Source organism: Gordonia ajococcus (assembly GCF_012974285.1).
In the GTDB taxonomy this organism is placed as follows: domain Bacteria; phylum Actinomycetota; class Actinomycetes; order Mycobacteriales; family Mycobacteriaceae; genus Gordonia; species Gordonia amicalis.
This window is the reverse complement of sequence record NZ_CP052884.1, coordinates 2,643,587-2,657,891: the sequence shown is the minus strand read 5'-3', so window position 1 is coordinate 2,657,891 and position 14,305 is coordinate 2,643,587. Positions and strand designations below refer to the sequence as shown.

Annotated in this window: 12 protein-coding genes and 2 pseudogenes; 1 reads left to right on the top strand and 13 read right to left on the bottom strand. The window is 67.6% G+C overall.

The annotated features are described in order from the left end of the window. Positions 1-73 precede the first annotated feature (73 nt). Positions 74-1,488 (top strand): annotated as a pseudogene (locus GAA2_RS11995) (cytochrome P450). Positions 1,489-2,117: 629 nt separating this feature from the next. Here GAA2_RS11995 and GAA2_RS11990 read toward each other — a convergent pair. The 13 genes and pseudogenes from GAA2_RS11990 to GAA2_RS11930 all read right to left on the bottom strand — a co-directional run bounded on the left by GAA2_RS11990 (position 2,118) and on the right by GAA2_RS11930 (position 13,686). Beyond that, positions 2,118-2,719, bottom strand: a pseudogene (locus GAA2_RS11990) (FKBP-type peptidyl-prolyl cis-trans isomerase). Positions 2,720-2,754: 35 nt separating this feature from the next. Beyond that, a complete protein-coding gene (locus tag GAA2_RS11985; protein ID WP_006438425.1) occupies positions 2,755-3,222 on the bottom strand; it encodes an SRPBCC family protein in 468 nt (155 codons plus the stop codon). After that, entirely contained in the window at positions 3,222-4,256 is a 1,035-nt protein-coding gene (locus tag GAA2_RS11980; RefSeq protein ID WP_006438426.1) for an LLM class F420-dependent oxidoreductase, read from the bottom strand. The genes GAA2_RS11985 and GAA2_RS11980 overlap by 1 nt, the downstream gene beginning before the upstream one ends. Next, positions 4,256-4,666, bottom strand: coding sequence for a nuclear transport factor 2 family protein (locus GAA2_RS11975; RefSeq protein WP_006438427.1), 411 nt, complete (start codon positions 4,664-4,666; stop codon positions 4,256-4,258). The genes GAA2_RS11980 and GAA2_RS11975 overlap by 1 nt, the downstream gene beginning before the upstream one ends. Then, the gene (locus tag GAA2_RS11970) at positions 4,663-5,634 is read right to left on the bottom strand and encodes a DMT family transporter (RefSeq protein WP_191834367.1); all 972 of its coding nucleotides are present in this window, start codon (positions 5,632-5,634) and stop codon (positions 4,663-4,665) included. Before GAA2_RS11970 ends, GAA2_RS11975 begins: the two co-directional genes overlap by 4 nt. After that, on the bottom strand, positions 5,631-6,785 hold the full coding sequence (locus tag GAA2_RS11965) for an MSMEG_0565 family glycosyltransferase (RefSeq protein WP_006438429.1): 1,155 nt from the start codon (positions 6,783-6,785) through the stop codon (positions 5,631-5,633). The genes GAA2_RS11970 and GAA2_RS11965 overlap by 4 nt, the downstream gene beginning before the upstream one ends. Further along, positions 6,782-7,675: a carbon-nitrogen hydrolase family protein gene (locus GAA2_RS11960; protein ID WP_006438430.1), complete on the bottom strand. Its 894-nt coding sequence runs from the start codon at positions 7,673-7,675 to the stop codon at positions 6,782-6,784. Before GAA2_RS11960 ends, GAA2_RS11965 begins: the two co-directional genes overlap by 4 nt. A 52-nt stretch (positions 7,676-7,727) precedes the next feature. Beyond that, positions 7,728-9,254 carry an MSMEG_0567/sll0787 family protein gene (locus GAA2_RS11955; RefSeq protein WP_006438431.1) on the bottom strand — a complete coding sequence of 509 codons (1,527 nt, stop codon included), beginning with the start codon at positions 9,252-9,254 and terminating at the stop codon, positions 7,728-7,730. Position 9,255: 1 nt separating this feature from the next. Next, complete coding sequence (locus tag GAA2_RS11950) at positions 9,256-10,311, bottom strand: MSMEG_0568 family radical SAM protein (RefSeq protein WP_006438432.1); 1,056 nt, start codon at positions 10,309-10,311, stop codon at positions 9,256-9,258. A gap of 35 nt (positions 10,312-10,346) precedes the next feature. Then, positions 10,347-11,633, bottom strand: coding sequence for an MSMEG_0569 family flavin-dependent oxidoreductase (locus GAA2_RS11945; protein ID WP_006438433.1), 1,287 nt, complete (start codon positions 11,631-11,633; stop codon positions 10,347-10,349). Then, a complete protein-coding gene (locus GAA2_RS23205) occupies positions 11,630-12,142 on the bottom strand; it encodes an MSMEG_0570 family nitrogen starvation response protein (protein WP_006438434.1) in 513 nt (170 codons plus the stop codon). Before GAA2_RS23205 ends, GAA2_RS11945 begins: the two co-directional genes overlap by 4 nt. Continuing rightward, entirely contained in the window at positions 12,135-13,034 is a 900-nt protein-coding gene (locus GAA2_RS11935; protein ID WP_006438435.1) for a carbon-nitrogen hydrolase family protein, read from the bottom strand. Before GAA2_RS11935 ends, GAA2_RS23205 begins: the two co-directional genes overlap by 8 nt. Before the next feature lie 127 nt (positions 13,035-13,161). Further along, positions 13,162-13,686, bottom strand: a complete 525-nt coding sequence (locus GAA2_RS11930; RefSeq protein ID WP_005195025.1) for an MSMEG_0572/Sll0783 family nitrogen starvation response protein — start codon at positions 13,684-13,686, stop codon at positions 13,162-13,164. Positions 13,687-14,305 lie beyond the last annotated feature (619 nt).

The following is a 14,305-nucleotide window of genomic DNA, read 5'->3' as shown; positions in this document are numbered from 1 at the left end:
ACAACCGCTAAAATCCGTTCCAATGGTGCATAGTGATGTAACGCACATCGGATCAACGGGGAGTGGCAAGTACATGTCTAAGCGGAAGAAGCAGATCCAGGGCGCGCTCGGCAAGGTGAGCAGCATGTACCCGAGCAAGGAGCGTCCGCTGGCCGTGCCGCCCGCCGGCTCCGACCTCAAGCCCGTCATGGGGGACCCCGGCATCCCGTACCTGGCAACACCCTCGAGGCGCTCGCGGACCCGTTGAAGTCGGCGATGAAGCGCTTCGACCGCTACGGCCAGGTGTCCTGGTCGGGTGCGCTCGGCATGAACATGGTGACCCTCGTCGGGCCCGACGCGATCGAGGCCGTCTGGATGAACCGCAACAAGGCGTTCTCCAGCGAGCTCGGCTGGGAACCGATGATCGGCCCGTTCTTCCGTCGTGGCGTCATGCTCATGGACTTCGACGAGCACATGCAGCACCGCCGCATCATGCAGCAGGCGTTCAGCCGCCCCCGCCTGAACGGCTACCTGGACATCATGACGCCGCACATCGAGAAGACCCTCGCCAACCGGCAGGTGGGCAAGGGCTTCCACATGTACTCCAACACCAAGGACCTGACGCTGTCGCTGGCCACCGAGGTCTTCATGGGTGCGCACGTGAGCGAGGCCGAGGCGCATCGCCTCGAGCGTGCCTTCGAGGCCGCGGTCCGCGGCGGTCAGGCCATCGTCCGCAAGGACGTCGGCAACTGGACCTGGGCGCAGGGACTCCGCGGCCGTGAGGTCCTGCAGGAGTACTTCCGCTCCGAGATCCCACTGCGTCGCGGCAACGACCGCGACGACCTGTTCAGCGTGCTCTGCAACACCGAGAGCGAAGAGGGTGAGTCCTTCACCGACGAGGACATCGTCAACCACATGATCTTCGTGATGATGGCCGCCCACGACACGTCCACCATCGCCCTGTCGATGATGACCTACTTCCTCGGCCGCCACCCCGAGTGGCAGCAGCGTCTGCGCGAGGAGTCGCTGGCACTCAACAAGCCGACCATCGACTACGACGACATCGACAAGCTCCCGAGCATGGAGCTCGCCTTCAAGGAGACCCTGCGCCTCAACGCCCCCGTCGGCATGCTGTTCCGCATGGCCATCGAGGACACCGAGATCTGCGGGCACTACATCCCGAAGGGCACCCTGCTGGCGATCCACCCGTGGGCGACCATGCTGCGCAAGGAATGGTGGCCGAACCCGACCCACTTCGACCCCGAGCGCTTCTCCGCGGAGCGTCGCGAGGACAAGGTCCACCGCTTCGCGTGGGCCCCGTTCGGCGGCGGCGCGCACAAGTGCATCGGCCTGTACTTCGGTGGCATGGAAGTCAAGTCGATCCTGCACCAGATGCTGCAGCGCTTCGAGTGGACGGTCCCCGCCGGCTACAAGCCGGTCCTCACCTACGGCACCGGCCCGACCCCGGCCGACGGTCTTCCGATCGACATCCGGCATCGCACGCTGTAAGAGGCGCACCCCATCCCTCGCTCCCTGAGGTGCGAGGAGCGTTAGCGACGAGCCACCTCCTGCTCCCTGAGGTGCGAGGAGCGTTAGCGACGAGCCACCCCCGCTCCCTGAGGTGCGAGGAGCGATAGCGACGAGCCTCGAAGGGCCTGGTGAGATAACTCGCCAACCCTTCGAGACGCGTCCTCCGCAAACTCCGGACGCTCCTCAGGGAGCAGAGATGAAGCGCCCTCCGCATGCTCCGGACTCCTAAAGGCAGCGGGCTCTTCCGACCTCCACGACGCCCGGCGAACCGCGAGAAAGTCGTCCCCGTGAGCACCCTCGGAGGGCATATTTCCCTCGGAAGCCCCTGAGATGGATGAGATTTCGCTCCGCCCGTCCGGCTGTGCAGCTCGCACGCCCGCATCCCTGCGCACGACGCCGGGAATGACGCCGCGCGCGATTTCAATCCGGGCCAACGACTTCGGTCGACGTCCTACAGCCGGAACGATGTCGCATGCGACGTCGTTCCGCACCGGCTCATCGGATGCGATAGACCCCTCGTGCGTGATCGATGAACCGTGCGCCGGCGACGAGCCACGAAGGGCTGGTGAGCAACAGCCCACCAGCCCTTCGTGTTTCACTGCAGAGTCCTACGACGCGGCGAGAATCCCGATCTCGAAGATCAGCGTGTCGCCGGGCTCGATGCCGGCGCTCGGCTCACCCTGGGCGTAGCCGTCGGCCGATGTCATCGCGACGCCGACCTTGGAGCCGACCTTCTGTCCGGCGATTGCCTTGCTGAAGCCGGGGACCACGCCGTTGAGCGGGAAGTCGGCTGGGGTACCTCGCGCTGGTACGCGCTGTCGAATTCGTTGCCGTTGCGGCCGTTGACACCGACGTAGCAGACCGTCACCGACGCGGTCTCGGCGACGACGGGTCCGTCACCCTCGACGAGCGTTTCGACGACGGTCTGATCGACGCTGAACGGCGACTGGACGGTGATCTTCGGCGCCTCGGTCGCGGTGGCGGCGACCATCTCGACACCGCCGGTGGCGCCCTTCAAGGTCCACTGCGGCTTGGCGTCGTCCTTGGCCGGCGCGGTCGGGCAGCTGGTCGCCGTCGAACCGGTGTCGGTGGTGCCGGCCGCGGCGGTACCGGTGGCTTCGGTTGTGCCGGAATCGGAATCGGAGTCGGAGCTGCAGCCGGCCACCGTGAGGACGAGGGCCGCGCCGAGCGCGAGAGTCGCATTCTTCATGTTCACCCTGGTCACGCTACCCGAGCGCCCGACGATCACCGACCGCCGTGGTCGGCGACGATACGGGCAGCGCGGGCGAGGTCGGCACGGATCGCTTGTGCGGCCGGCCACCGGTTCACCGCCAGCACCGGAACACCGATCACCGGCACGGTGAGCGTCGCCTCCGCACGGACATCCGTGCCGCCGTCGGCTCGTTCGTCGAACCGGAGGCTGAGCACCGCGTCGACCGACCGCCAGCCACCGACCTCCCGCCACAAACGGTGAGGCTCGCAGGCCGTGACCTCCAACCGTGGAGACACCCCGGGCACGATGGTGACGTCGGTCCAATTGGTGCCGACGTCACCCGCCCGGTCGCCGATCACGTGCAGGTCGTCGATGCGTCGCAGACTCGACTGCCACGCAGGCCGATTCCTCGGGTCGGTGAGATAGTCGAACGTGTCCGCGGGCGGCGTCGAGAAGGCGACGACGTCGTCGAAGATCGTGAACCGGGCGGGGGACAGCATCAGCTGATGAGGCCGGCGAGCTGATCGATCTCCTCGACCGTGCGCGGCGACACCAGCATCGTGGTGACACCGGACGACTCCCACACCTTGATCTGTTCGCGCACGTGGTCGAGGTCGCCGACGATGGCCGAGTCCTCGACCACCGCGTCGGGAATGATCTGAGCGGCTTCCTCTTTGCGGTCCGAGCGGAACAGTTTCGTCACCTCGTCGACGACGTCGGAGTACCCCATACGGCGATACACCTCGGCGTGGAAGTTGGTGTCCTCACTGCCCATTCCGCCCATGTACAGCGCGAGGAAGGGCTTGATCGCGGCGTAGGTCGCGGCCCGGTCGTCGGTGATGACGATCTGGGCGGTCGCGATGATCTCGAAGTCCTCGCGACTGCGCCGCGCACCAGGCCTGGCGAAACCCTCGTCGAGCCAAGCGTTGTAGGTGTCGGCCATGCGCGGTGTGTAGAACAGCGGCAGCCAGCCGTCGGCGATCTCGGCCGCGAGGGCGACGTTCTTGGGTCCCTCGGCGCCGAGCATGACCGGGATGTCGGCACGCAGCGGATGGGTGATCGGCTTGAGCGGCTTGCCCAATCCCGACGCCCCGTCGCCGTTGTACGGCAGGGGATAGTGCGGTCCGGCGCTGGTGACCGGGGCCTCCCGCGCCCAGACCTGACGCATGATGTCGATGTATTCACGCGTGCGGCCGAGCGGTTTGGCGAACTTCTGCCCGTACCAACCCTCGACGACCTGCGGCCCGGACACTCCGAGTCCGACGATGTGCCGGCCGCCGGACAGATAGTCGAGGGTCAGCGCAGCCATCGCGCACGCGGTCGGCGTGCGCGCCGACAGCTGCAGCACCGAGGTGCCCAGCCGGACACGACTCGTCGACGACCCGAGCCACGCCAGCGGTGTGTAGGCATCCGATCCCCACGCCTCGGCGGTGAAGATGGAGTCGAAACCGGCCCGTTCGGCGGCGGCGACGAGGTCGGCATGACCGGCCGGCGGCTGCGCGGCCCAATATCCGAGTTGCAGACCGAGTTTCATCAGTTGGTTCCTCCGGCGGTCTCGGCTGCGGCCTCGGCCGCGATCTGGTCGAACTGTGCCCCCATGGCTTCGGCGAGGGCCTGCGCACCCGAGAGCGGCCGGACCATCACCATGAAGTCGTCGATCTTGCCGTCGTCGTCGACGTGGATGAAGTCGCACCCGGTGACGCCCTTGCCGTTGACCGTGGCCTCGAAGACCAGCGCCGTGTCGCGACCCCCGGTGTCGTTGATCTCCCGGACGTAGCGGAAGTCCTCGAAGACACGCATGACGCCCCGCAGGATGGCCGAAGTGATCGCCTTGCCCGGGTACGGCTTGAACGCGACCGGGCTGGTGAAGACGACGTCATCGGCGAGCAGGTCTCGCATCGCCTGCTCGTCGCGCGCCTCGACGGCCTCTCGGAACTGCTTCATGCATCGACCTCCTCGTCCACGGCAGGGGCGCCGTTGTGCGAACTGCTGTGCTCGACGCTAACGGATCCCCGACGCCGCGCGGGAGCCATCAACACGACGAGCGCCATGGCCAGTACGCCGATGCCCGTCCAGCCGATCGCGGTGATCGCTTCGGACAGGACCGCCACCGCGAGGACGGTGGCAACGGCCGGCTCGATGAGGGTGATGGTGGTGGCGGTCGAACTGTCGATCCGTCCCAGCCCGCGGCTGAACAGCACGTAGCCGAGGAACTGCGGCACGACGACCAGGTACGCGAGGACACCGAGGCTTTCCGGATGATCGCCCACCGACGGCACACAGACCGCGACCACCGGCAGCAACAGCACCCCGCCCAGGCCCATCACGCCACCGGCCGACGCCCCGCGGGTGACTCCCTGGTTCATCAGGCGTCGCATCGCCCACGAGAAGCCCGCGTAGGTCGCACCAGCCCCCAAGCCGAGCACGACACCCCAGGCGGACGCACTGCTGTCGGCGACGGTGTCTCCGTGCGAGGACTCGCTCCGCGACAGCGCGAGAGCGACACTGCCGGCGATGCCCAGGGCACACGCGACGATCCACCGCCTCGTGAACATTCGACCCTCGGCCACCCGCTCGATCACAGCGGAGAACAACGGCGCCGACGCCAGCGACACCACGGTGCCCAGCGCGACGCCGCCGATGCGCATCGAGCCGTAGAAGCACAGCGGGTAGATCATCACGCATACGCCGCCCGCGAGCACGGTCGGCCACCGCTGCATCAACGACGGCCACGCGGCACGGACCGCGCGGACGTTGATCGCGGCTTGGAGCAACCCTCCGCCGGCCATGGCGATGGCACCGATCGTGACCGCGCTCAGCGCGGGCGCCAGTGCGGCGACCGTCCCCGACGTCCCCCACAGGAACGCGGTGAGCGTCACCGCGAGAATCCCGGTGCGTTCGGCGGCGCTCATCTGCGCGCGTCGAGCTGCGCGGGCATCGGATCCCGGGGCAGCGGGTGCCGGGCGTAGAACTCCATATGACGACGAGCCGCGTCCTCCCACGTCAACGACGCGGCCAGCGAACGCCCGGCGTCGACGCGTGCCGGGTCGGGCGTCAGTGCTTTGGCCAGTGCATCGGCGAGCTCGGGAGCCGTCGACGCATAGGTCACCGTGTCGCCGAACACCTCTCGGAGAATGGGCAACTCTCGGGTCACGACGGGTCGTCCGGCGGCAAGCGCCTCCATCGCCGCCAGCCCGAACCCCTCCTTGACCGACGGGAACGCGAACACCCGGCTCGCCGCGACGAGCGACGGCAACTCGTCGTCGGGCACGTTGCCGAGGACGATCGGCTCGACGTCGAGTTCGGCACGGCGACGGTCGAATTCAGCGCGGTAGTCCCGATAGTCGAACAGCGTTTCGCCGCCTGCGAAGACGAGAGACAGCTCCGGATGCCGCTCTCGCAGCAGCGCATAGGCGTCCAGCAGGTCGATGCTGCCCTTGCGCGGTTCGATCCCCCCGACGGCCAGCACGTACTCACCGAGCTTCTCGGTCCACCGATCACGTGCTTCCACCGCCTCGGCAGCTTCCGACGCGGCGTCGGCGAACCTCTGGTACGCAACACCATTCGGGATGACCTCCGGGGTGAACCCCCAGCCGTGCCGCACCTCGTCGGCGACCGCCCGCGACACACAGATCCGCGCATACGGATTCACGACGGCCTTCTCGTGGCATTCGACGAGGATCGGCGTCGTGAACTGGTCGAGGTGGTGGATCGTGCGGATGCACGTCCCGACGGCATTGGCGCTGATGCAGTCCTGGGCATGCACGATGTCGTAGTCGCGAGCATCGAAGGCGTCGCGCAGGGTGGCGATGGACCGCATGATGCGGTCGGTGATCGTCTCGTTCTCGCGATCTGCGAACGGCACGAGCCGTAGCGTCACCGCCGGATCCACCTCGCGGAAGAACCCGTCGTCACCGCCGCGCGCCAGCGACCAGACCGTCACGTCGACGCCGAGTCGCGCCATCGCCTCCGCCAGGTTCAGCGTGTGGACCACGCCCCCACGGGGTTTCGTGGAGTAGGTCAGCAGGGCGACGCGCGTCGAGGGGGAGTCCACACGGGTCATGATAGGTCCGCGATCGACCCGGTCTGCGAGGTCCCGGCCGGACCTGTCACGGCCTTACATGTGTCTGTTCGGTAGGAGTCCGGTCGCAGTTCGGCGAGGTGGTTCAGCACGCGGCGGGCACGGTCGATCTCCGCGTCGACGTCGACCGTCGCGGTGGCCAGCCCGCCCTTGGAGCGCGTGGTGGCGAGAATCTCGCCGCCCGGGCCGACGACCTTGGCCTGTCCGAGGAACCGCAGCGAGCCCATCACGCCGGTCTGGTTCGACGACACGACGAACACCTGGTTCTCGGCGGCGCGGGCGCAGTCGTATAGGTCGAACAGTCGTGACTGGCGGTCGGCGGGTAGCCGGGCGGCACGGTCGGTCACGCTCGCCGGCCATGCGGACAGGGCAGCGATGATCCGGGCGCCGTCGAGGGCGAGGGTGCGTGCCGATTCCGGGAACGTCTTGTCGTAGTCGATGAGCATGCCGATCCGGCCCACCGGGGTGTCGAAAGAGCGGAACCGGTCACCGGCCGCGTAGGCCAGGGACTCACCGGCGGGCTGATGGACCTTGCGGTGGGTGCCGAGAATCCCGTCGCCGGACACGCACACAGCGGTGTTGAAGTGCTTGTCGCCGTCGGCCTCGGTGTAGCCGATGCACACGGTTGTGTCGCCCGCGGCGGCGACGATCGCGGCCAGCTCGGGTCCGTCGGGATCCAGCGCCGGGGGCAGCTCGTCGGGGTCGGGATTACGCAGGTCGCCGAGATATCCGCCGAGCGTGGCGTCCGGGAAGACGAGCAGGTCGACGCCGTCTCGCGCGGCCGCCTCGACGATGCCGACGGCCTTGGACACTCCACGCTCCACGTCGCGGCCGAAGTGCGCGGCGAGAGCACCGAGGGTGACAGTGCTCATGGTCGAACGATACCGGGCGGGCCGTCCGGAGAAGGGCTCACGCGAGGTCGGATCACGCGGCCCCCAGCCCGGTCACCGTGGAGGCCACCGCAACCGTCACCGCGCCGTCGGGCCACCGCAGCCGCACGCCCGGCTCTGCGGTCAGGCGTCCACAGTCCACGATCGAGACGGTGCTCGGGGCCGGCACATCAGCACGACGACCCGGTCGGTCCGTACTGAGCATCGCGTATCCGGGGAAGCAGGTCAGCCACGCACCCGTCGACGCCGCGTCCGGCCGCGGCACGGCGGTCACGTCGAGTTCGGCTCCGGTGCCCGACGCCTCGGCGAGCATGCCGAGTGTCCCGGCGATCCCGGCCATGCTCACATCCTTCGCGGCCGCGGGTCCTACCTTCGCGAGATGACCTGCCATCGCACAGAGTTCGTCACTGCTGCGCGAGCTCGTCGAGTCCCATTGCCGGTCGTGATAGCCCGGGCGCCAGGACCCGCCGAGGTCCGCGTGCAGGGTGACCGTGTCGCCGACCGCGCCGCCACCGGCACGCAGCGGACGGCCGGTGGTGCCCAATGCCGTCACCGACAGCGCCGACGGCACGCCGACCTGCGTGTGACCCCCGAGAACCGGCGTCTGCCATGCGCGTGCCGCATCGGAGATGCCGCGGATGATGCGCGTCAGATGAGAGGTAGTGGGCGCACCGACGGCGTCGAGCAGTCCGATCGGTCGCGCCCCCATCGCCGACAGGTCGTTGATGTTGACCAGCACGGAACACCATCCCGCCCATTCCGGGTCGCGTTCGATCATCGACGGGATGATCGCGTCGCAGGCCGCGATCACATCGGTGCCGGGCAGCGGGACGCCGTCGTCGCCGCGGAAACCTGCCGCACCGAGTCCACCGTCTTGCTCGGTGAACGGTGCAAGCGCCTCGGCGAGAACCGCTTTGGTGCCGTCCACAGTCCGCTGGATACGGTGGATCGCCCACCGCATCTCCCGATGCGCCTGCCCGGCGATCACGGGACCCTCGCCGCAGTCCTCCCAGCCGAGTCGCTGGAACATGCGTGCATAGCGGTCCTGCACGGTCGCGTCGAAACGCAGCGCGCCCTGCTGCTCGATGTGCGCACACGCCGCTCGCACCAGCGCCGGACCGATCCCGGCTGCGTGCCCGGGGTCGGCGACCACGAGACGGCTGCCGAACCACCAGCCGATGTCCTCGGTGTCCGACGATCCGGGCCACCGGACGGGAGCCACGCGAACGCCACCGGCGATCGAACCGTCCGGAAGCGTCGCGACGAGGACCACCGTGCGCGGGTCGTCGTCGGTGTCGTCGAGGTCGGAGTGTGCGAAAAGACCTTGCCTGTCGACGAATTCGTGGTGTCGCATCGCTCGGTAGGCGGCGTGCTCGGTGGTGGTGTCGGCGACCGTGATCAGGAAGTCCGGTCGCGCGGCGACGCGGCGTCGACCGGCAAGGATCGAGAGTTCAGCAGGCCTATGCTCCTTGAGTAGCCCCGGAGCTTGCGGAGCGGAAGATCCCTGCTCCTTGAGTAGCCCCGGAGCTTGCGGAGGGGCGTATCGAAAGGACCTCTCCATCTCAGCCACCCACCGTCGGCAGGATGCTGCATGCGCCACACACGGCGCAGCCGGCCCGCTGGTCGGCTCCGGCCATCCCGATCAGAGTGAGATGTGCGGCAACCTCGCGGCTGATCTTCTCCACGATCGCCGGATCCGGTGCCGGCGCGTCGTCGACGTCGACAGCCAGGGTTCCCGCATGTCGTCGGAACGGCACGATGAACGGGTAGACGCCCAGGTCGGCGAGTTCCTTGGCGTCGGCGATCATCTCGTCGGTGTCCTCACCGAGTCCCACGAGCAGGTACGTCGACACCTGGTTGCGTCCGAACACGCGCACCGCTTCGGTCCAGGCCGCGCGGTACTCGGCCATGGAGACCGATGACTTGCCCGGCATCCACCGACGCCGCACGTCGTCGTCGAGAGATTCGACGTGGATGCCGATCGCATCGGCGCCCGCCTCACGCAGTTCGGTGAGGACCGCGAGATAGGCGGGCGGCTCGCACTGCACCTGAATCGGCAGATGGGGGACCGCGGCCTTGATCGCGCGGACGCAACGGGCGAGGTGTCTGGCCCCGCGATCGCGGCCGTTCGTGGTGCCCGTGGTCAGCACCATCTGCGTGATGCCGTCGAGTTCCACTGCGGCACGGGCGACCTCGGCCAGCTGATCCGGCTTCTTCACCGCGATCGTCGACCCCGACCGCAACGACTCCTCGATCGAACAGAACCGGCACCGCTCCGATTCGTCGTACCGGATGCAGGTCTGGACCACCGTCGTCGCGAGGACGTTCCGCCCGTGCAGGCGCGCGATCTTCTCGTAGCTGATGCCGTCGGCGGTCTGGAGGTCGTAGAACCGTGGGCGCCCGATCGCCTCGACCTCGATACCGACGTCCACCCCGTCGTACAGGACGCGTTCGCCGTCGAAGGCGAACGGACTCTGCGGGTTCCGCGGGATCGCGGCGTGCAGACCGTCGATCATGAGGTGGCCGTCGTCGCTGGGTCCGGCGCCGCCGGTCCGCTGCACCGGCGGCTCTCCCCGAATTCCGAGCAGTGCCAGGTCAACTCGTGTCGATACCGTCATGGGTACTCCTAGGTGTCGTGCCGGGTGTGGAGCATCTACTGCGCCGCCGCCAACCGCGGGCGATTCTGGTCCAGAGCGTCGACGATGTGCTCGGCCACGTACCGCGCATCCCGGTCGATGCCGAGGAAGCGTCCGGAACCCCAGGTGTGCATCCACGGCAACCCCACGAAGCTGAGTCCGGGGACTTCGGTGATCCCGCGCGTCTGCATCGGTCGACCCCCACCGTCGAAGGCGCTGGCCTCGATCCACCGGTAGTCGGGTCGGTACCCGATGGCCCAGATGATCGACGTGACGCCTGCTGCAATCAGATCGAGTTCGGCCGGGTCCGTGTCCGGTGCCCATACCGGTTCGTACCGTGCGGGTTCCGGTGCGTCGATCCCCAGCGTGTCGATGTGGCGGTCGATATCGGAGCAGATGGAGTTGTAGACGGCGTCGGCCTTGTCGAGTGCGTCGGTCAGCGTCGGCGCGAACCGCAGCATCGAATCCTTGCCGTCGGTGAGCATGCCGTAAAGCTGCATGCCCTCCAGCGCGAAGCGTCGTAGATCGATGTCGCGACCACCGTCGCGGCCGGTGACGTAGTGGTTGGTCTTCTCCTGTGCGGCACGGCCGCCGGGGTACTCCTGGGTCGGGGTGTCGTAGAGCCCCATGTCCGACAGCCACGTCATGCAGTCCCGGCCGCGATAGAACCGTGCGACCCGCGGCGCATTGCCGACCGCGAGGTGCACCTGTCGCCCGGCCAGGTGCAGGTCTTCGGCAATCTGGGTGCCCGACTGCCCGGACCCGACGACGAGGACCGCGCCGTCGGGCAGCTGCTCGGGGTTGAAGTACTCCTCGGAGTGGATCTGATGGACGGCCGGGTCGAGCGCCGACGCGTACGGCGGGATCACGGGGAGGGGATAACCGCCGGTCGCGACGACCGCCTGATCGCATGTCACGGAGGTGACGCCGTCCGGACCGTCGAGGGTCACCTCGAAGCGGTCGGCACCGAGCCGCCGCAGGCGGGTCACCCGCGTGTGTTCGACGAGCGGCGGTTCGAAAGTCTGCAGCCACCCCTCCAGCCACGTCACGACCTCGTCGCGGGTCATGAACCCATCGGGCTCCGGCCCGTCGTAGGCATATCCGGGCAGACGGCAATGCCAGTTGGGCGTCACCAAAGTGAAGTTGTCCCAACGCTTGTCGGCCCACGCATGGACGGCGGTCTCGGCTTCGACGACGAGATGCTCGACGCCGGCCTGCCCGAGGTACCAGCTGACCGAGAGGCCTGCCTGACCGCCGCCGATGACGACGACCGGTACGTGTGCCGCAGATGTGTTCGCGCTCATGAGTCCTCCTCAGTGCTGAGCGGCACGGCGCCCTCGCTGCTGGTTGAGCCGAGTCGGAGCGAGGGGTCGCGCCTGTCCTCGCTGCCGTAGGTACCCGTGTCGGCGGTGACGCCCGTGTCCCCGCTGCTGGTTGAGCCGGGTCGGAGCGAGGGGTCGGGCCGGTCCCCGCTGCTGGTTGAGTCGGGTCGGAGCGAAGCGACGCCCCGCGTCGAAACCTCCGCGCCCGGCAACGGCGGGTACATCGAGACGACCTCGACCTCCGCCGAATCCGCATGTCGCGCAGCATCGCCCGCGATCGCCTCGGCAGACGCGGCGGCCGACGTACACGCGAAGCCGTACTTGGCGCGCACGCGTGCGCTGGCCTCCTCGAGGGCGGTGGTCGCGCGCGACCGGAAGTCGTCGACGCGATACGAGCCCGGCGCGAGATGGTCGTGCAGGACGAGACTGGGGGAGTAGTACTGGCGGAACTGCCCGTCGGGCCACCGCACCTGGACGGTCATCTCAGGCATGAGCGAGGTCCCGCCAGGCGAGGTCGTCGGCGTTCTCTGGGTCGGTGAGCAGTCCGTAGACCTCGGGTCGTCGGTCCCGCAGATGGAACATGCCGGCACGCATGGCGGTGAAGCTGTCGGCGATGTTCACGTCGGCAACGGCGAGGCCGCTGCCGAGGAGCGTCGTGTCGAGGATGTTGCCGCCGGGGTCGACGATCTTGGCGTTGCCCACATACCGCAACCACCCGAACGTCCCGCTCTGGTTCGACGCCACCCAGAAGACCTGGTTCTCCAGGGCGCGGGCGGTGTCGAAGAGGTTGAATCGGTAGGTCCATCGGTCGTCCTGGAGGTTCTCCGCGGTCGCGGTGCGGGCGGCCGGCCAGGCCGAGAGACTGGCGATGATCTCCGCGCCCTTGAGGGCCATGATGCGTGCGGCCTCGGGAAAGGCCTTGTCGTAACAGATTTGGAGGCCCACCCGCCCGACCGGGGTGTTGAACACTCCGTACCCGTCACCCGACGAGTACGACATGTTCTCGCCGAGCGGCTGGTGGACCTTGCGGTAGCTGCCGTAGATCCGGTGCCCGTCGAGAACGGCGGCCGCGTTGTAGCGGGTCTCACCGTCCTCGCCGAGTTCGCAGAACCCGATCGCCACCACCAGGTCTCCGACGATGGACTGCACCCGTGCGATCTCGGGTCCGTCCAGGGAGATCGCCGGTGGCAGCGACCGTGCACTGTTCTTACGCGTGTCGCCGTGGTTCCCCAGCGACGACAGGTACCCGCCAATCGCCGCCTCCGGGAAGACCAGGAAGTCGACGCCACGAGCCCGCGCCTGGGCGACATACTGTTCGATCGTCGCGTAGTTCTGTTCGAGATCGCGGGTGAAGTTGGCCGCGACGGATCCGATGGTGGTCATAGGATTTCCCAGGGTTGGTGGTGTGGAAGTATCTCGCTGGTTGAGTGGGTGAGGAGCGCTAGCGACGAGTGGCCCTCTGCTGGTTGAGTAGGTGAGGAGCGCTAGCGACGAGCCGTATCGAAACCACTCACACCATGTACGTGGAGTTGATGATCGCGCCCTTGCGCGCGTAGTGGATGATGGCGTCCTGGACGTCGAGCGGGTGCGCCGGGATGACGCCCTCGATCAGGTCCTCTTCGCGGCCACCGTGCAGCGCGAGGCCGAAGCGGCAGCAGAACACGGTGCCTCCCTCGGAGATGAAGGTCTCGAGCGCGTTGTTGATGTTCTGCTCACCGGGGAAGCCGGAGTCGCCGGTCGTCGGAAAGCCTCGTGTGGCAAGGCAATTGATGGCGCCGGGGCCATAGAAGTACATGGCTGATTCGAATCCCTTGCGCAACGCGCGAGTCGCCTGCAGGACCGCGACGAACGACACCGACGACTCATGGGCGATGCCGTGCACCAGGGTGAAGTACGTTTCCCCGTCCTCGGCCTGGTAGTCCGGGAAGATCTTGGTGCCGCCATAGATGTTGGACCCCTTGGGAAGTGAGGGATGCGGGATCTCCGCCAGCGACGCGGCGATGTTCTCGGTGATGGTTTCGTCGAAAGAGGGCACAAGGACTCCTGGAATGGCGAGACGACGGCGCCTGGCGGCTCGGCGTGTGAGACGAATGCGGATCGGGCATCATTGCCCAAGAGCGGCAGATCGGAAGATCTCGATCTCATCGAGTAGCTGATCGCTACGAGAACCAGTTCACCGGTCGACGATTACCGGGTGGTTACCGCTGGAATAAATGGATGGCTGATCTGCGAAACACGACGCTCGCCGGAGCGGGCGGCTCGTCGGCTCGACGAGACAGAGCGTGGGTCCGCCAATAAAAATGTCCGATGAACCGGTCGGGTCGGGGGTCTGACCGGTTCATCGGACGTAACTCAGCATATCCTCTGCGTCTCGCCAGGTCGAGCGAGGGATCCGCAATTCTGTGACCTGTTCCTCACGGATTCCCGACGAATCCGACCCTTACGGCACCGTAACCATCCGTCGACGTCGCCCATCCTGGCGACACAACCCACCGTCGGCCGATCCGTGTGACGTTGCGCCCCGCTCCGCTGGCGGTGTAGCGACGACCGTCCCTGATGGCCGAGTAGGTTCTGATGGCCGAGTAGGTTCTGCTGGCCGAGTAGCGCTACTTCTGCTGGCCGAGTAGCGCCGACCGAGCAGAGCGAGGACGCCG